The organism is Acidisoma sp. C75, assembly GCF_054665095.1.
In genome coordinates, this window is the sequence record NZ_BAAFHD010000008.1 from 122,297 (window position 1) to 139,638 (window position 17,342).

A 17,342-nucleotide genomic window follows, 5' to 3' on the forward strand; every position below is an offset into this window, starting at 1 on the left:
CGCCAGCCGCTAGCGATCCGCCGGCGTGTCATCGCTGATCGTGAAGCGGAAATCGCAGTGGCTGGCGCCTTCCATGATCGTCTGGGTGCGGGTGAGCTTGATCCGCGGATCGTAGCCCTCGCAGAAAGCCCCGTCGCGATTGCAGGAGAGGATCGCGCCGATCTCGCCCAGGCCCATCGCGTGGTAGGTCTCGGCATAGCGGCAGCGGCGGACGTTGAAATCGAAATGCCGCTCGTCCGCGCGCAACACCTCGAGGCGAAGCGCGTCTCCCCTGGTCCATAACTCGAACAGCTCCTGAAAAGCCTGCAAGCTCGGCCCGCCCGGCGTCTTGCCGGCGAAACTCCGCCCGCTCGCGATCGCCGCCGCGCGAATGGCCTGGGCGAGCAGGGCGCGGGCCCGCGCCTCGCCGAGTTCCGCCGCCAGCACCGGGTAGATCGACTGCACGAGTTCCGCCTCGATCTTGCGGCGTTCGAGGATGCCGATCTCCCCTGCGGTGGCCGCCAATTCCGGCGCCTCCGCCCCGTTTTTGCTTTCGTCTGCACGCATCCGCCTGCCTCCTCTGTCGGGCTCCGTCGGCCCTCTATCCTCCGGCCGGGCTCACCCGGGCGCGGGATTCGGTGAAGAGATGCTCCATCAGGTTGAGCGATCTCGCGAAGGCCGCTTCGGCATCGCCGAGGATGATCGCCTGGCAGACGGCGACATGCCCTTCCGTCGCCGCCTCCAACCCGTCCGCGCCATGATAGTGGAACCAGAAGCGACGGCTATGGATTTGCAGCGGGCTGAGGATGCGGGGCAGGAAGGGATTGGCGGAAGCCTGGCCGAGCGCCTCGTCCAAAGCCTTATCCGCGCGGAGATAGGCCCGCACCTCGCCGCGCCGCGCGGCACGCTGCATTTCCTGCACCCGCAGGCTCATCTCGGCGCGATCCTTCGGGCCGGCGAAGCGCGCCGCCGCGCGGGCGAGCAGCGGCTCCAGGCTCAAGCGCGGCTCCATCGCGCGCGGATAATCCTCAGGCCTGATCTCGGCGATCTTGATGCCCGAGCGCGGCTGCACCTCGACCAGCCCTTCCAGCGCCAGGCGTTGCAGCGCCTCGCGCACCGGGGTGCGCCCGAAGCCGATCTCGGCGATGATCGCCTTCTCGGTCAGCTTGGCGCCGGGCGCGAAGTCCAGCGTCACGATGCGGTCTTCGAGGGCGAGATAGGCCTCGTGGAACTGGGAAAGCGGGGTCGCGTCTGCCATGCGCCTCAACGCGAAAGGGGGGGAGCGACCGGTATAGAGGCACGGGATCGGGCCGCGCAACGGGGCATGATCGGCTTCTGATATATCATAAATAGCTTGCCACCGGCGCGGCGCTTTCCTAGGCTGCTCGCATGAACGGCGGCCGCATCGGCGGCGCGCGCGGGCTTGGTGAAGGAGAGGCGAAATGGCCGTGACGTGGCAAGGCGTGGTGCCGGCATTGATGACCGAGATGAAGGCGGATGGCGCGCTGGATCTGCCCGCCACCGCCCGCCATGTGGAGCGCTGCATCGAGGCGGGGTGCGAAGGCTTCGTCATGCTCGGCACGCTCGGCGAAAACAGCTCCCTCAGCCTCGAGGAGAAGGCGCAGGTGGTGGCGAGCGCGGTGGAAGCAGCCGCCGGCCGGGTGCCGATCATCGCGGGCGTTGCCGAATATACCACCGAGCTTGCGATCGCCAGTGCCCGGCGCATGCGCGCGGCGGGGGCTGCCGGGCTCATGGTTCTCCCCTGCATGGTCTATGAGCAGGACGCCCGCGAAGCCGTCGCGCATTTTCGCGATGTCGCCCGCGCGGCCGATCTGCCGATCATGATCTACAACAACCGCGTCTCCTACAAAGTCGATCTCAGCCCGGAGGACTTCGCTGAACTCGCCGACGAGGCGGCGATCGTCGCGGTCAAGGAATCGAGCCACGATAGCCGGCGCATCACCGACATGATCAGCCGCCTCGGCGATCGCTACCTGATGTTCTGCGGCGTGGACGATCTGGTGCTGGAAAATCTGCTCTTCGGCGCCGTCGGCTGGGTGGCGGGCCTCGCCAACTGCTTCCCGCATGAGGCGGTCGCCCTCTATCGCCTGGCGCGGGCGGGGCGGGTGGCGGAGGCGCTGGCCCTCTACCGCTGGTTCATGCCGCTCCTGCACCTCGATACGGCGGTGAAGCTCGTGCAATATATCAAGCTCGGCAACCATCTCACCGGCTATGGCGCCGAGCATGTGCGCCGCCCGCGGATGACGCTGGTGGGCGCCGAACGGGCAAGGATCGAGGCGATCTATGCCCGCGCGATGGAGACGCGGCCCGCCCTGCCGAAGGCGGCCTGACGCGGCGGCGATGGCCGATATCGCCATCATCGGGGCCGGGATTCTCGGCCTCGCCTGTGCGCAGAAGCTGCAGCGCGCCGGCCGGCAGGTGATGCTCATCGATCCGCATGGCATCGCCAACCGGGCGAGCGCCGGCAATGCGGCAGCACTCGCCTTTTCCGATGTGCTGCCGCTGGCGAGCCGCGGCCTGCTGTTCAAGCTGCCAGGCTGGCTCGCCGATCCGCTCGGCCCGCTCGCCATCCGCCCGGCCTATCTGCCGCGGCTGCTGCCCTGGTTCTGGCGCTTCGTGCTTGCCGGCCGCGCCGGCCCTATCCGGCGCTCGGTCTCGGCGCAGGCGGCGCTCATGCGCCTCGCGCGCGCGGAAATGGCGAGCCTCGTCGCCGATTGCGGGCTCGGCGGCATGATCCGCCAGGATGGCTCGCTCGAACTCTATGAAAGCGCGGCCGAGTTGCGGGCGGCGGAGGCCGGCTGGCGCCTCCGCGCACAAGAGGGCATCGCCTTCGAGCATGTGCGCGGCGCCCGGCTGGCCGCTTTGCAGCCGGGGCTTTCGCCGCGGTTTGTTGCCGGCACCTTCGTGCCGGGCTGGGAGACGGTGGCCGAGCCGCAGGTCTTCGCCCGCGCCATCGCCGATCATGTCTTCGCCCAAGGCGGCACGCTCCGCCAGCAGGCGGTGCGGCGGCTGGAAGCGGCGGAGGGGGCGGTGCGCCTGCATCTCGATGATGGGCAGACGATCCTCGCCCGCCAGGTGGTGCTGGCGGCGGGTGCCTGGTCCAAGCCGCTCGCCGCGCAGGCGGGGGAGACCATCCCCCTCGATACCGAGCGCGGCTATAACACGACGCTGCCGCCGGGCGCCTTTCCGCTGCGGCGGCAGCTCATCTTCGGCGGCCACGGCTTCGTCATCTCCGCGCTTTCCACCGGCATCCGCGTGGGCGGCGCGGTGGAATTCGCCGGCCTCGACCATCCCCCCAATTTCGCCCGCGCCCGCGCCATGCTGCGCAAGGCCAAGAGCTTCCTGCCCGAGCTGCGGACCGAGGGCGGGCGGGAATGGATGGGGCATCGCCCCTCGCTCCCCGATAGCCTGCCCGTGATCGGCCGGGCGCGCGCAATGCCGCGGCTGGTGCTCGCCTTCGGGCACGGGCATCTTGGCCTGACGCAATCGGCGGCGACCGGGCGGCTCGTCGCCGATCTCATCGCCGACCGGCCGCCCGCGATCGATCTCTCCGCCTTCAGCCCGGAAAGGTTCTAGAGTGCCATGGCGCGGTTCACCTTCTCCTGCATCGACGGGCATACCTGCGGCAACCCCGTCCGCCTCGTCGCCGGTGGCGCGCCGCCGCTCCAAGGCCGCACCATGCTGGAACGGCGCGCGCATTTCCTGGCGGAGTTCGACTGGATCCGCACCGGTCTGATGTTCGAGCCGCGCGGGCACGACATGATGTCGGGCGCGATCCTCTATCCGCCGACGCGCGAGGATTGCGACAGCGCCATTCTCTTCATCGAAACCTCCGGCTGCCTCTTCATGTGCGGCCACGGCACCATCGGCACCATCACCATGGCGATCGAGAACGGGCTGATCCGGCCGCAGACGCCCGGCGTGGTGCGGCTCGATACGCCGGCGGGCGTCGTCACCGCCGAATACCGTCAGGAAGGCCCCTTCGTCGAAGAGGTGCGGATCACCAACGTGCCTTGCTACCTGCATGCGGAGGGCCTTGCGGTCTCGATCCCCTCGCTCGGGCATGTCACCTTCGATGTCGCCTATGGCGGCAATTTCTATGCGATCGTCGATCCGCAGGAGAGTTTCCGCGATATCGCGGATGTCTCCGCCTCCGATCTCATCCGCTGGAGCCCGGAGCTGCGGCAGGCGATCAACGACGCCTATCGCTTCGAGCATCCGGAGAATCCGGCGATCAACCGGCTGACCCATATTCTCTGGACGGGCGCGCCCAAGGCCGCCGGCGCCACCGCGCGCAATGCCGTCTTCTACGGCGACAAGGCGATTGACCGCTCGCCCTGCGGCACCGGCACCTCCGCCCGCATGGCGCAATGGGCGGCGCAGGGCAAGCTCGCGCCCGGCGATCATTTCATTCACGAAAGTATCATCGGCTCGCTTTTCGATGGCAGGGTCGAGCGATCGACCATGGTCGGTGGCAAGCCCGGCATCGTGCCCTCTATCGGCGGCTGGGCGCGGCAGACCGGCTTCAACACGATCTTCATTGATGACCGCGATCCCTTCGCCCATGGTTTCACGGTCATCTGATGCCGATGCGGCGCGCGACCTGGGGAAGGATAGAGCAGTGAAGATCACGGCGATCACCGCCTGGCAGGTGCATCTTCCCTTGCGGGAGGGGCGCTATAGTTGGTCCAACGGCAATTTCATTGAGGTTTTCGACAGTACCGTCCTCGCGATCGAGACCGATGCCGGGATTACGGGCTATGCCGAATGCTGCCCGCTCGGCTCGGCCTATCTGCCCGCCTATGCCCAAGGCGTCCGCGCCGGGCTTGCCGAGATCGGGCCGAAGCTTCTCGGGCTCGACCCGACCAATCTCGGCGCCGTCAACGCCGCGATGGATGCCGCCCTGCGCGGGCATCCTTACGTCAAATCCCCCGTCGATATCGCCTGCTGGGACATTCTCGGCAAGCAGGCGGGCCTGCCGGTCTATCAGCTGCTCGGCGGCGCGATGCAGGAGAGCGTCCCGCTTTATCGCGCCATCTCGCAGGAAGCGCCCGAGGTGATGGCCGGCAAGATCGCTGGCTACCGCGCCGAAGGCTATCGCAAGTTCCAGCTGAAGGTGGGGGGCGCGGTGGAGGAGGATATCGCGCGCATCACCGCCTGCCGCGCGGTGCTCGATGCCGGCGAGTTGCTGATCGCGGATGCGAATACCGGATGGACGCGGGCGGAGGCGGCGCGCGTTGTCTCGGCAACCGGGCATCTCGACGTATTCTTCGAGCAGCCTTGCCCGAGCTACGCGGAATGCCTCTCCATCCGCCGGCGCACCGCGCGGCCCTTCGTGCTCGATGAAGTGATCATCGATGCGCCGATGCTGATGCGCGGCGTGGCGGAAGACGCGATGGATGCGATCAACCTCAAGATCTCCAAGGTCGGCGGTCTCACCCGCGCCAAGCTGATGCGGGATATCGCGGTGGCGAGCGGCGTGCCGATGATCGTGGAAGATAGCTGGGGCGGCGATATCGCAACTGCCGCGATCGCGCATCTGGCACTCTCGACGCCCGCCGAATTCTGCATCGCGGCGACCGATTTCAACAGCTACGGCACGCGGAGGATCGCGGCGGGCGCACCGCAGCGGGTTGCCGGCGCAATGCGCCCGGCCGAGGCGCCGGGCCTCGGCATCCTGCCGGATCTGCAAAGCTTCGGGGCGCCGGCGCTGGTTATCCGATGAGCGGGTTGGCCCGCTCAGCCCGGCAGGCCGTGGCTGCGGTCGTACCGGCTGGGGCGCGGCTGCTCCCAGCCTTGCGGCGGCCGCTCGGGCTTCCAGATTTCGACCGCGAGGGGAAAGCAGGCGGCGGCATCGGAGGAGTGTTCCGCCCCGCAATCTCCCCCTGGGCAGACCGAGAGGCAGCCGAGCAGATCGATCTCGGCGAAGAACTCCAGATAGTCGCCCGGCCGCACCGGGCTCGCCTTCATGAAATACTGCCCCGTATCACGGGTGAAGCCCGTGCACATGAAGACGTTGAGGACATCATGGATGAGCCCCTCGGCCTCCATCAGCGGGAGCGACCGTGCTTCGGCGAGCGCGCGGGTGAGGTTGGAGTGGCAACAATGGTGATAGATCCCGCCCTCATGCAGCAAGGCATGGGTATAGGGATCGCAGCGCGTGCCGATGACATCGTGGACCGCGCCGCCATCGGCATCGAAGCCGTACCAATCGAGCGTATCATGCGTGATCGTCGCCATCGCCCGCAGGAAAGGGAAGCTCGAATAGAGCCGATCGCCGCGGCCAAGATGCGTGCCGTTCAGGGCGCGGGTCTTGCCGGCGTAGAAGCGCTCGCTCAGATCATGCGCATTGAAGAGGTTGAGATCGGCGACCTGGGGGCCCTCCGGGCAGCAGATGCGGAAGAAATGACCGGCCGGCACCTCCCAGCAGGCGCCGGCGCGCGGCGGAATGACGAGGCGGGATTGCAGCGCGAGCCCGGGGCGGAGCGCGCGATAGGCGGCGAGGTCGGCCGCCGGCAAGGTCTCGCGCGGATAGCAGATGGTGGGCGGCGCGGCACGCCGCGCGGCGGCATCGGCGGGTGGGGCGGAGAGCGGCTGCGGCTTCATGGGCAAGGCCTTCGCGTGTGCGGGCGCCCGCGGCGCCATTCCGCCATGCTATGGCGCGAAGCCAAGCACGGCGAGAGTGGGCGGCGGCTTCTTCGCCAATGTTCAGCGCCACCGTCCGTTCCGGACAAGGGATAGGACGGCTCAGCTGGCGCATCATTCTCATCCGCTGACAGATGCGCCGCCGCGCGAAAGCTGTTCACTCCTCTGCGGCTTAACCCGCGTGTAGCCGTGGCACGAAGTCTGCAAGGATGCGTGGCGTCGCGTGCCGCGAGCGAAACATGCTGGGTGGATTTACCCTGCTCACTTGAATATGATTTCGTGACGTGAGTACTTCGTCTGCGAACCGGCCGGGCTTTCGGCCACATTCCGGAGAGATACATGATCAAGCCGATTCTTTACGCCGGCCTGCCCCTGATGCTGACCATCGGGGCGGCGAGCGCCTTTGCTGCCGATACCATCAAGTTCGGCGTTCCGGTTCCGCTCTCCGGCCCCTATGCCGAAGCGGGCGCCGATATCGTTCATGGCGCGCAGCTCGCCGCGGCCGATATCAATGCCAAGGGCGGCATTCTCGGCAAGAAGATCGAGATCGTGCCGGAAGATGATGGCTGCGACGCGCAAACCGGCGTGCAGGCGGCGCAGAAGCTCGTCGATGCCGGCGTGCCGGTCGTCACCGGTTCCTACTGCTCGGGCTCGGCCCTGCCGGAACTCATCGCCCTGCATCGCGCCGGCATCCCTTATGTGCTCGACGCCGCGACCAACCCGAAGCTCACCGAGATGGGGTTCGACAATGTCTTCCGGGTCATCGGGCGGGATGATCAGCAGGGGCCCTTCGCCGCTGCCTATATCGCGAACTATCTGCATGCCAAGACGGCGGCGGTGATCAATGACAACACGCCCTATTCCAAGGGCCTCGCGGACAATACGGTCGCTTCGCTGAAGAAGGACGGCGTCGATGTCGTCTACAACAATTCGATCACGCCCGGCCAGATGGACTACTCGGCCGTGCTCGCGCATGTCGCCTCGCTCAAGCCCGATGTGATCTACTATACCGGCTATTTCTCGGAAGCCGGGCTGCTGGCCAAGGAAGCGGCGGCGCTGCATATCAAGGCGCAGATGATGGGCGGGGACGCGACGAACGACGCGACGCTGATCAAAACCGCTGGTGCCGGCGCCGAAGGCTGGATTTCGACCACCGCGCCGCTGCCGCAATTCCTCTCCGGCGCCAAGGATTTCGTCGCCAATTTCAAGAAGGACTACAACGCCGAGCCGGGGCCCTATTCCGTCTATGAATATGATTCGGTGGGCGTCGCTGCGCAGGCCATCAAGAATGCCAATTCCACCGATCCGGCGGCGATCATCAAGGCGCTGCATGCGATCAAGAACTACCAGGGGCTGACCGGCAGCATCACCTTCGACAAGCAGGGCGATCGCACCAACGCCGCCTTCATCACTGTCATCGTCAAGAACGGCGCCTTCACGCCGGGGCAGACGATGAACACCGCCGGCAAGTGGGTGCAGGTGCAGTAACGGCAGGATGAGAGCAGCCGGTCGGAAAGACGCAGCATGAGCCAGTTCTTGCAGCTTGCCATTGCCGGGCTTACGACCGGCTCCTTCTATGCCCTCATCGCCCTCGGCTACACGATGGTCTATGGCATCGTGCGCCTTATCAACTTTGCCCATGGCGATATCTTCATGGTCGGCGCCTTCCTTGGATGGACGGTGCTTTCCGCGGTCGCCGCCTCGCATCTGCCCTGGGGGATCGGGCTCCTGCTGGCGCTCGTCATCGCCATGGCGCTGACGGGCGGGCTCGGCGTCATCGTCGAGCGATTTGCCTACCAGCCGCTGCTTTCGGCGCCGCCGCTCTCCATTCTCATCACCGCGCTCGGCGTGTCCCTCGCCCTTGAAAACGGCGTGCTCGTCATCGTCGGGCCGGGCTTTCAGACCTACCCGCACCTCATCTCGATGGCGGGTTTCAGCCTCGGCGGCGCCCAGATCAGCTACGCGCAGATCGGCATCATTGTGGTGAGCTTCCTGCTCATGGCCGGGCTTTACCTCTTCGTGCATCGCACCTTCATCGGCACCGCCATGCGGGCACTCGCGGTCGATCGCGATGCCGCGCGGCTGATGGGCATCAATGTCGAGCGGGTGATCCAGATCACCTTCTTTCTCGGCTCCAGCCTCGCCGCCGCGGCCGGGGTGATGGAGGGGCTCTATTATACCGAGATCAATTTCTTCATGGGCTTCATCGTCGGGCTGCGTGCCTTTACCGCGGCCGTGCTCGGCGGCATCGGCAATATTCCGGGCGCGATGGCGGGCGGCCTGCTCATCGGCCTGCTCGAAGCCTTCAGCGCCGGCTATATCTCCTCGCGTTGGACGGATGTGATCGTTTTCCTCGTGCTCATCGGCACGCTCGTCATCAAGCCGACCGGCCTCTTTGGCGAACGCGTCGTGGAGCGGATGTGACGATGCAGATGCTCCGCCGCAATCCCCTGGGCCTCGCTGGCATGGCGGCCCTCGCCATCGCCGCTCTCATCCCCTTCGGCTGCGAAAACTATATCGTGGACGTGGCGCTCACCATCGTCACCTTCGGTATCCTCGGCCTCGGCCTGAATATCGTGGTGGGCTATGCCGGGCTGCTCGATCTCGGCTATGCCGCTTTCTTCGCGATCGGCGCCTATACGACCGCGCTGATGGAGACGCTGCTCAACCTCAATTTCTGGGAGACGATCCCTTTCTCGCTGGTCTTCGCCGCGATCGCCGGGATCATCATCGGCTACCCGACGCTCCGCCTGCGGAGCGACTATCTGGCGATCGTCACCCTCGGCTTCGGCGAGATCGTCCGCCTCATCGCGACCAACCTCGATATCACGGGCGGGCCCAACGGGCTTTACGGCATCAACCCGGCACGGGTTTTCGGTGTTGAGCTGACATCGCCGAAGCAGGTCTATGCGCTCGGCCTCGTCTTCCTCGTCCTGGTCCTCTTCTTCGTCATCCGGCTCGGCGCCTCGCGCATCGGCCGCGCCTGGACGAGCATCCGCGAGGACGAATCGGCCGCCGAAGCCGTGGGCGTGCCCACCTTGCGGGTGAAGATGCTCGCCTATGTCATGGGCGCGCTGATCGGCGGGCTCGGCGGCAGCCTCTTCGCTGCCCGCTTCGGCGCGATCGACCCGACCTCCTTCACCTATGCGCAATCGGTGACCATTCTCATCATCGTGGTGCTCGGCGGGCGGGGCAGCATTCCGGGCGTGCTGCTTGGCGCCGTCATCGTCGCTGGCCTGCCGGAGGCGTTGCGCTTCCTCAACAATTGGCGTGAACTCGTCTTCGCGGTCGCGCTCATCCTGCTCATGCTGCTTCGCCCGCAAGGCCTGTGGCCGGCGCGGCTGCGCCATATCGCAGCACCGTCCGCCAGTGCGGCCGCGGCCGATCCGCATGCAGCCCCCGCCGCGCAGATCGCCGAGACGACGGCGGGCGAGCCGGATTGCCTTCTGGAGGCGCAGGGGGTGAGCCGGATCTTCGGCGGGCTGCGCGCTGTCTCGGGCGTTGATTTCGAGGTCAGGCGCGGCGAGATCCTCAGCCTCATCGGGCCCAACGGTGCCGGCAAGACCACCGTTTTCAACTGCCTCACCGGGGTTATTCCGCCGAGCGGCGGGCGCATCCTCTGGCAGGGTGCGCCGCTTGGCCGGCTCAAGCCGCACCGCGTCGTGGCGCGCGGCCTCGCGCGGACCTTCCAGGGCATCCGCCTCTTCGACAATCTGACCGTCTTCGAGAACGTGTTGCTCGGGCAGGATCACCGCTTTCACCTGCCCTTCTGGGCCGAGGTGCTCGGCCTGCCGCGGGCGCTGCGGGAAAGCCACCAGCATTATGCCGCTGCCCGCCGCTGGCTGGAATTCGTGGGGCTCGCCGAACAGTCCGGCCTGCGCGCCGGGGATCTCGCCTATGGCGACCAGCGGCGGCTGGAAATCGCCCGCGCGCTGGCCGGCCAGCCGCAGCTTCTGCTGCTCGACGAGCCGGCCGCCGGCATGAACCCGACCGAGAAGCAGTCTCTCATGGGCCTCATCCGCAGCATCCGCGATCTCGGCACCACGGTGATGTTGATCGAGCACGACATGCTGCTGGTGATGGGCGTGTCGGACCGGGTGATCGTCATGGATCGCGGGCAGGTCATCGCGGCCGGCAGCCCGGCCGAGGTGCAGGCCAATCCGCGGGTGATCGAGGCCTATCTCGGCGCCGACGAGGAGGACGAAGCGGGCGAGCCTGATGGCCCGCTGCTCAGCACGGGGGCGCTCGCATGACGCTGCTGGAGGTTTCCGGCCTCAGGGTCGGCTATGGCAAGGTCGAGGTTCTGCACGGGATCGATCTTGCGGTGGGTGCGGGCGAACTCGTGGCGCTGCTCGGCAGCAACGGCGCGGGCAAAACCACCACGCTCCGCGCGCTCTCCGGCCTCGAGCCGGTGCGGGGCGGCAGCATCAGCTTCGCCGGGCAGGTGATCTCGGGCCTTGCCGGGCACCAGATCGCCGCCCTCGGCCTCGCGCATGTGCCGGAGCGGCGGCGGCTGTTCGGCCCCCTCACGGTGGAGGAAAACCTCCGCCTCGGCGGCTATCTCATCCGCCGGCAGGCGCCGGAATTGAAGCGCCGCATCGAGGAGATGTACGAGCTTTTCCCCCGCCTGCGGGAGCGGCGGCTGCAACTGGCAGGCACGCTCTCCGGGGGTGAGCAGCAGATGGTGGCGATCGCCCGCGCGCTCATCCTGCGGCCCAAGCTGCTGGTCTTGGATGAGCCGTCGATGGGGCTCGCGCCGCTCGTCGTGCGGTCGATCTTCACCATCATTCGTCGTTTGCGGGATGAGGGGATGGGCATCCTGCTGGTGGAACAGAACGCCCGGCAGACGCTCAAGATCGCCGATCGCGCCTATGTTCTGGAAAGCGGCGCCATCATCCTCGCCGGTGCCGCGGCGGAGATGGCGGCGGACCGGCGGGTGCAGGCGGCCTACCTCGGCGGCGCGACCGCGGCCTGACGTCTCGTTCCTGGGCGGAGCCTCGCACCCCGCTGCCGCGCTTTCACGCGGCGGCTGCCAGCACGCGCATCACCGCCCAATCGAGCGGGGCGACGCCCACCGATTTGAAGATGCGCGGCGCACCGCTGGCCGCACGTGGCGGTGGTGTTTCCCCCGCATCCCGCGCGACCTCGCCGAGCGGGATCAGCTGCTCCCGCCCGATCCTCCCGGCGGCGAGCGCCGTGATGATCTCCCCGGATTCGACGAGGCAGGCCTCCACATCGTCCACATAGATCCGCCCCGCCGCCGCCAGCAGCTCCTGTGGCAATTCGTGCATATCGGGCCGGTAGGAGCCGATGGCGCCGATAAAGGCGCCGGGCTTGATCGCCTCGGCCGCGAAGAGCGGCGCGCGGGCGGTGGTGGCGCAGCCGACGATATCGGCTTCGCGCAGCGCGGCCTCAGGCTCCCGCGCGGCCAAGATGCGCAGCTGCGGCATCTCGCCCCGCAACCTCTCGGCGGCCGCGAGCGCGGTCTCATGGCTGCGGCTGACGAGGGTGAGGGCCGTGATCGGCCGCACCGCGACCAGGGCGCGGGCCTGCTCCAGGCCTTGCGCGCCGGTGCCGAAAATCACCGCGCGCGACGCATCGGGGGGCGCGAAGAGATCGGTCGCCAGGCCGAAGAGCGCCGCGGTGCGCAGCGCCGTGACCATCGGGGCATCGGCGATCACCGGGTCTTCAGCGCCGCCCGCCACGAGCGAGACGGTGCCCTTGATCAGCGGCACGCGCGCCGGATCGAGGGTGAGGGACTTGATGGCGAGGGTGCGGCTTTGCCGATGATAGACGGGCATGACGAGGCCGAAGCTCTGATCGAAGCTGAGGCGCTGCGGGCAATCGAACTCACCCTGCTGATGGCGGATCAGCGCATCGCGCACGGCTTCAATCACTGCCCGGATCGGGGCATGTTCACGTACGGCCGCGGCATCGAAGAGACGAAGGCTCATGGGGCGGGCATCCGGTAGCGGGCGAAAAGGGATGGAGGCTTTCAGATTACAGCAGGGCGCCGGCCCGTCCATCCTGCCGCCCGGCCCGCGCCCGCAAAAGTGGCACGAAAGTTTCATGCGGCGTGGCGGCCGCGCGGTTGTTCCGGCCCGGCCCGGCCAGTAGCTTTGGCAAGCAGGATGCGGGGCCTGGGCGCGCGCGCGGGGTGGAGCGGAGGAGGCAAGGCGGATGGTCATGGTTCCTTATCTCACCTGCATGCTCACCGTGGCCGCCACGCTGCATCTGCCGCCGCGCGTTCTGCCGGTGATCCAGGCGATCGAGGGCGGCCGCGTCGGCCTCGTGCATGAGAACAAGGATGGGTCGCAGGATCTCGGCGTCATGCAGGTGAACACGCTCTGGCTGCCGAGCCTCGCCGCCCGGGCAGGCTTCAGCCTGGCCGAGGCGCGGGCGCATCTGATCGACGATCCTTGCTTCAACATCGCCGCCGCCGGCCTCATTCTTCGCCACTATCTGGACGAGACGGGGGGCGCGCTGCTGCCGGCGATCGGCGATTACCATTCGCATACCCCGGCGCTCAACCGCAGCTACCGGCTGGAGGCGGAGGAGACGGCGCTCCGCCTTTTCGCAATCCGCCGCTAGAGGGTGTTATGCACTCGGGATGAGGAGAGCTGCCTGCTTTATCATGAAACAGGCGAAAGCGACGACGTGCAGGCCAGCGAGAGTAGCAGCATAGCGCTCGTAGTCTTTGACGAGACGTCGGCACCTGGTAGCCCAGGCGAATGAGCGTTCAACCACCCATCGGCGCGGCAGCAGCACGAAGCCGCGTTTGGCTTCGGGCAGCTTGACCACCTCAAGAGCGATCCCATGCTGCGCGGCTGCGGTGGCCGGTCGTTCGCCCGTGTAGCCCTGATCCACATAGGCGAGTTCGACGCTCTGATCAGTCGCGGCCTGGATAGCCTCCGCCAAGCGGCCAACCTCAGCACGATCATCGCGATCGGCGGGTGTCACGTGCAGAGCGAGCAGGTGGCCGAGCGTGTCGACCGCCATATGCAGCTTGGACCCGCGCTTGCGCTTGGCGCCGTCATAGCCTGCGCGGGTGCCGCTCTCTGGCGTCGAACGCAGAGTACGGCTGTCGATGATGGCGGCCGTGGGCTCGGGCGGCCGCCCATCTTTCATCCGCAGCACCGCACGAAGGTCATGCACTAACGCCTCGAAGCAGCCCGCCTGCAGCCAGCGCTGCGTCTGCTGGTAGACGGCGAACCAGGGCGGAAGGTCGTTTGGCATGGCGCGCCAGGCAATCCCGTAGCGGACCACGTAGCGCAGCGCGTTGAACAACTCCCGAAGAGAGTGCTGTCGTTGCGGTGCGTCCTCACGAACCAGCGTCAGATAGGAAACAACCAACGACCACTCGTCGTCGGACACGTCAGAGGGATACGGCTTGCGAACGCTCTCCATGCCCGCAGGTATGAATCAAACCAGCGCGAAAGTACATAACACACTCTAGGCTCGCCCGCCCGGAGCCGCTACTGCGCGGCGGTGGGCGGCCGGTAGCCATCCGTCAGCGTCTTGAGAAAGGCGATGATGTCCCGCTCATCCTGGGCCGTCATCGCCGGACGGTCGCCCAGGTGGCGGTTGAAGGGCGGGTCGGTCACGTCGATATTGGCGCGGTAGCGCGGCGGCAGATCGTTGAACTTGGCGATGCGGCCGTCTGCGCCGCGGGGATAGATCTTCGCCGGATCGGTATCACGGAAATCGTAGAAATCGAGCACCTGTTGCAGGCTGTGATAGACGCCGTTGTGGAAGAATACGTGGCGCGTGGCCACGTTGCGCAGCGTGGGCGTGAGGAACATGCCGCAATACTGCGTCTCTTTCGCGAGATCGCTGCGGAAGGGGCCGCAGATTCCGAGATCGTAATAATTTGGATCGCGGTTGGCGAGGAGCGCCCGGTTGCGCGGCAGGCCGAGCGCCTCGAACTGATGATCGGTGAAGAGCGGTGGCAGGCCGTCCTTGCTCGGCTGGTCGAGGTGGCAGGCCGCACAGTCGCCCTTGGCCGGGTCGTTGAAGGCGATGTAGCCGCGCATCTCGGCGCGGGTGAAGCGCGCGCGGCCGGCAAGCCAGGCATCGTATTTGCTCGAATAGGGGTGAAAGCTCGGATCTTCCACCTGGTAGCGGGCAACCGCGAAGAGCGCCTCGGAGACGAGGAGGCGCGGCTCGCTGAGCACGCTCGGGCCGAACAGCTGCACGAAGCCTTTCGCATAGGGTGCTGCGCGCAGCTTGGCGGCGACCGTCTCGATGCTGCCGCCATCCATTTCAACGGGGTTGAGCAAGGGGCCGAGCGCCTGGTCCTGCAAGGTATTGGCGCGGCCATCCCAGAAGAGGCCGCCCTGCGGCACGACGTTCGCCGCACTCTGCGCGGTGCTTGCCGCGGTCTTGATCGCGCGGCTATCGGCGCTTGCCTGTGCCGCGAGCTGGGGCAGCGGCGTCGGCGTATCGCTGTCGCCGCTCGGATCGGGGCCGATCGTGAAGGGCGGTTGATGCGCGAGATAGGCGAGGCTTGGCACCGCGCGCATGCCCTGGCGCTTGAGATCCGGGCCGCCGAAGACGGCAGGCAGATCCGAGGGCGGCCCATAGGCGCGGGCCGGATCGTGGCAGGAAGCGCAGGACAGCGTGCCTGAGGCCGAATAGCGGGGATCGTAGAAGATCCGGCGGCCGATTTCGGCGAGGGCCGAGAGCGGCGCGGCCTGCGGCTCGGCGAGCTGGACCGGGGAGGGGTTTTCCCCCTCCGCGATCTTGAAGCTCGCCACCGGATGGGAGAGCCAGGTGCCGAGCGGCACCGGGCTCTCCGCGGCATAGGCGAGGACGGCGGCGATGCCGAGCGCGCCGGCAACTGCGCCAAGAAGCAAAAGGCGCGTCAGTATGCGAACCGTCATCGTCCACTCAGCCGGTCAATGGTTCAGAAAGCGCCGTTGTCGTCGCTGCCGGGGAAGCCGTGATGATGACCGTGGTCATGGTCATGGTCATGATCATGGCCGTGGTGGCCGCCATGCGGGAAGGAGACGCGTTCGCCCGTCGTCGGGTTGAGGATCACCGGGGTCAGATGCGGCCGGGAGCCGAAGTCGAACATATTCATGATCGACTGGTCCTGCGCATCGAAGGAACCGCCGCCGAGGCGTTCGCCATGCAGCCAGTTGTCTTCGATGAAGCTGACCACGGAAGCCTGGCTCGTCTGTGTGTGGTCAACGTAGTTCTGGCGCGCCCAGGGAGAGATCACCATGAAGGGCAGGCGGGTGCCGGGGCCGCAGCGGCCGTTGACCGGCTGGCCGAGCAGGCCCTTGGGTCGCAGGCCGCTCCCGCAGGTGCCAGGCCCGTCGAGCTGGTCGGCGGTCGCGTCGAAGGAGCTGCTGGTCGGCTTATGGAAGACATGGTCATACCAGCCGTCGGAATCGTCCCAGGAGATGATCACCGCGGTGTTCTTCCAGGTGGGCTGCGTCTGCAGGAAGTTCACCAGCTTGACGATGCCCGCCTGTTCGTCGAGCGGGTCGGAATAGCCGGCATGGCCGTCCTGATAGGCCGGCAGCTTGATGTAGGAGACCGTCGGGAAATTGCCGGCCTTCACCGCCGCGTAGAAGTCCTGCAGGCCGTATTCGTGGTTCGCCGGATCGGGCTGGCCGTTCGCATCGTAGCTGTAGCCGATATCCATCACGGAAGCCGGGCGCGCATGCGTCGGGTTGGCGGTGGAGGCGAAATACTGGAACCAGTTGTGGTGCGGAATGTAATCCGCGACGTTCTGGCCGACGGTCGCCGAGTATGTCGTGCGGGCGCAGCCCGTGGTGCCGTTGGCATTGGTGCGGTTGAGGTTGAAGCCGCCCATGAAGCCGCCCCAGGTAATGCCCGCGGCGTTGAGCAGATCACCGATATTCTTGCCCGACATCATGACCTGGTTGGTCGTGCTCGAGCAGGTGTCGTAGGCAGGATCAACGTCGTTGACCATGGTATAGTCGGGCGAGCCGTTGATCTGGTTCGTCACGTAGTAGTGGGAGGTGGTGCTTTTCACGAGCTGAACGCCGTCCGTATTGCCGGATACGACTTCGAGCGCACCCGGCGTGGAGGGGCCGTAGGTGTTCGTGAAGTTCGCGTCGTCCATCGCGAAATTCTGGGCGTAGTTCCAGAGCGCGGTGACGGTATTGCCGTCGAAATAGCCCATCACCTGGCCGGTGGTGCCGAAGGCGCCGGCGCCGCCCGAGGTCGCGCTGCCGGTGTATTTCGGGAAGAGATCCATCTTGCCGCCGTCATAGGCCTGCTGTTCCGGCGTGTAGGCGTGATCCTGGTCAGCCGTCGCCGCCTGGCTGCGGTCGAGGCGGAAGGGGTTGGTGGCGCCCGTGCCGTTGGCGGCATTGGTCGCGTTCGGGTTGTTCGTCAGCAGATGCGCGGTGACGAGGTTGTTCACCTGCGGCGTCCGCGGCTGCGCGGTGAAGGCGGGCTCGCCCTGCGGATTGGTCGCCTGCGGATAGGTGGCGAAGTAATGATCGAAGGAGACGTTCTCGTCATAGATCACGACGAGATGCTTGATCGGCGTCGCCGTGCGCGTGAAATGATCGTTCTGCTCGGTGGGATGGAAAAAAGCCGGCGCGCGCGCGCCGAGGCGCTGCTCCCCGGCCTGCGCGGAGATGATGGTTGCAAGCGCAAGAACGGGGGCGCAGATCGTCGCGCCGAGGAGAGACTTTCGCAGTTTCATAATGCGTCCT

Annotated in this window: 16 protein-coding genes; 9 read left to right on the plus strand and 7 right to left on the minus strand. The window is 66.9% G+C overall.

Features of this window, described 5'->3' with window-relative positions:
• Window positions 1–9 precede the first annotated feature (9 nt).
• Window positions 10–546 (minus strand): L-2-amino-thiazoline-4-carboxylic acid hydrolase, encoded by a 537-nt coding sequence (locus ACYQ7X_RS12130; protein WP_459697296.1) that lies wholly within the window; start codon window positions 544–546, stop codon window positions 10–12.
• 34 nt (window positions 547–580) lie between these two features.
• The gene (locus tag ACYQ7X_RS12135; RefSeq protein WP_459697297.1) at window positions 581–1,237 is read right to left on the minus strand and encodes a GntR family transcriptional regulator; all 657 of its coding nucleotides are present in this window, start codon (window positions 1,235–1,237) and stop codon (window positions 581–583) included.
• Between the two features lie 184 nt (window positions 1,238–1,421).
• Here ACYQ7X_RS12135 and ACYQ7X_RS12140 point away from each other — a divergent pair, with 184 nt between their 5' ends.
• Genes ACYQ7X_RS12140 through ACYQ7X_RS12155 form a run of 4 tightly spaced genes read left to right on the plus strand, consistent with a single transcriptional unit; the run spans window position 1,422 to window position 5,725 of the window.
• The gene (locus ACYQ7X_RS12140) at window positions 1,422–2,330 is read left to right on the plus strand and encodes a dihydrodipicolinate synthase family protein (protein ID WP_459697298.1); all 909 of its coding nucleotides are present in this window, start codon (window positions 1,422–1,424) and stop codon (window positions 2,328–2,330) included.
• Window positions 2,331–2,340: 10 nt separating this feature from the next.
• Complete coding sequence (locus ACYQ7X_RS12145; protein WP_459697299.1) at window positions 2,341–3,576, plus strand: NAD(P)/FAD-dependent oxidoreductase; 1,236 nt, start codon at window positions 2,341–2,343, stop codon at window positions 3,574–3,576.
• Between the two features lie 6 nt (window positions 3,577–3,582).
• Window positions 3,583–4,584: a 4-hydroxyproline epimerase gene (locus ACYQ7X_RS12150; protein WP_459697300.1), complete on the plus strand. Its 1,002-nt coding sequence runs from the start codon at window positions 3,583–3,585 to the stop codon at window positions 4,582–4,584.
• A gap of 37 nt (window positions 4,585–4,621) precedes the next feature.
• Complete coding sequence (locus ACYQ7X_RS12155; RefSeq protein ID WP_459697301.1) at window positions 4,622–5,725, plus strand: cis-3-hydroxy-L-proline dehydratase; 1,104 nt, start codon at window positions 4,622–4,624, stop codon at window positions 5,723–5,725.
• 14 nt (window positions 5,726–5,739) lie between these two features.
• Here the strand turns inward: ACYQ7X_RS12155 and ACYQ7X_RS12160 are convergent, their stop codons facing one another.
• Window positions 5,740–6,606, minus strand: a complete 867-nt coding sequence (locus ACYQ7X_RS12160) for an urea carboxylase-associated family protein (protein ID WP_459697302.1) — start codon at window positions 6,604–6,606, stop codon at window positions 5,740–5,742.
• Window positions 6,607–6,984: 378 nt separating this feature from the next.
• Here ACYQ7X_RS12160 and ACYQ7X_RS12165 point away from each other — a divergent pair, with 378 nt between their 5' ends.
• Genes ACYQ7X_RS12165 through ACYQ7X_RS12180 form a run of 4 tightly spaced genes read left to right on the plus strand, consistent with a single transcriptional unit; the run spans window position 6,985 to window position 11,620 of the window.
• Window positions 6,985–8,133 (plus strand): branched-chain amino acid ABC transporter substrate-binding protein, encoded by a 1,149-nt coding sequence (locus ACYQ7X_RS12165; protein WP_459697303.1) that lies wholly within the window; start codon window positions 6,985–6,987, stop codon window positions 8,131–8,133.
• A 36-nt stretch (window positions 8,134–8,169) separates the two neighbouring features.
• Window positions 8,170–9,069 carry a branched-chain amino acid ABC transporter permease gene (locus ACYQ7X_RS12170; protein WP_459697304.1) on the plus strand — a complete coding sequence of 300 codons (900 nt, stop codon included), beginning with the start codon at window positions 8,170–8,172 and terminating at the stop codon, window positions 9,067–9,069.
• Between the two features lie 2 nt (window positions 9,070–9,071).
• Window positions 9,072–10,898: a branched-chain amino acid ABC transporter ATP-binding protein/permease gene (locus ACYQ7X_RS12175; protein WP_459697397.1), complete on the plus strand. Its 1,827-nt coding sequence runs from the start codon at window positions 9,072–9,074 to the stop codon at window positions 10,896–10,898.
• Window positions 10,895–11,620: an ABC transporter ATP-binding protein gene (locus ACYQ7X_RS12180; protein ID WP_459697305.1), complete on the plus strand. Its 726-nt coding sequence runs from the start codon at window positions 10,895–10,897 to the stop codon at window positions 11,618–11,620. Before ACYQ7X_RS12175 ends, ACYQ7X_RS12180 begins: the two co-directional genes overlap by 4 nt.
• A 43-nt stretch (window positions 11,621–11,663) precedes the next feature.
• Here ACYQ7X_RS12180 and ACYQ7X_RS12185 read toward each other — a convergent pair whose 3' ends face one another.
• On the minus strand, window positions 11,664–12,599 hold the full coding sequence (locus tag ACYQ7X_RS12185; protein WP_459697307.1) for an ornithine cyclodeaminase family protein: 936 nt from the start codon (window positions 12,597–12,599) through the stop codon (window positions 11,664–11,666).
• Window positions 12,600–12,825: 226 nt separating this feature from the next.
• On the opposite strand from ACYQ7X_RS12185, the gene ACYQ7X_RS12190 reads away from it, so the two are divergent.
• Entirely contained in the window at window positions 12,826–13,236 is a 411-nt protein-coding gene (locus ACYQ7X_RS12190; RefSeq protein ID WP_459697308.1) for a lytic transglycosylase domain-containing protein, read from the plus strand.
• 6 nt (window positions 13,237–13,242) lie between these two features.
• On the opposite strand, the gene ACYQ7X_RS12195 is transcribed toward ACYQ7X_RS12190, so the two are convergent.
• From ACYQ7X_RS12195 to ACYQ7X_RS12205, 3 genes are all read right to left on the minus strand, one after another.
• Entirely contained in the window at window positions 13,243–14,052 is an 810-nt protein-coding gene (locus tag ACYQ7X_RS12195) for an IS5 family transposase (protein ID WP_459697309.1), read from the minus strand.
• A 68-nt stretch (window positions 14,053–14,120) separates the two neighbouring features.
• Entirely contained in the window at window positions 14,121–15,527 is a 1,407-nt protein-coding gene (locus ACYQ7X_RS12200; RefSeq protein ID WP_459697310.1) for a cytochrome-c peroxidase, read from the minus strand.
• A gap of 23 nt (window positions 15,528–15,550) precedes the next feature.
• Window positions 15,551–17,332: a phospholipase C gene (locus tag ACYQ7X_RS12205; protein ID WP_459697311.1), complete on the minus strand. Its 1,782-nt coding sequence runs from the start codon at window positions 17,330–17,332 to the stop codon at window positions 15,551–15,553.
• Window positions 17,333–17,342: the final 10 nt, after the last annotated feature.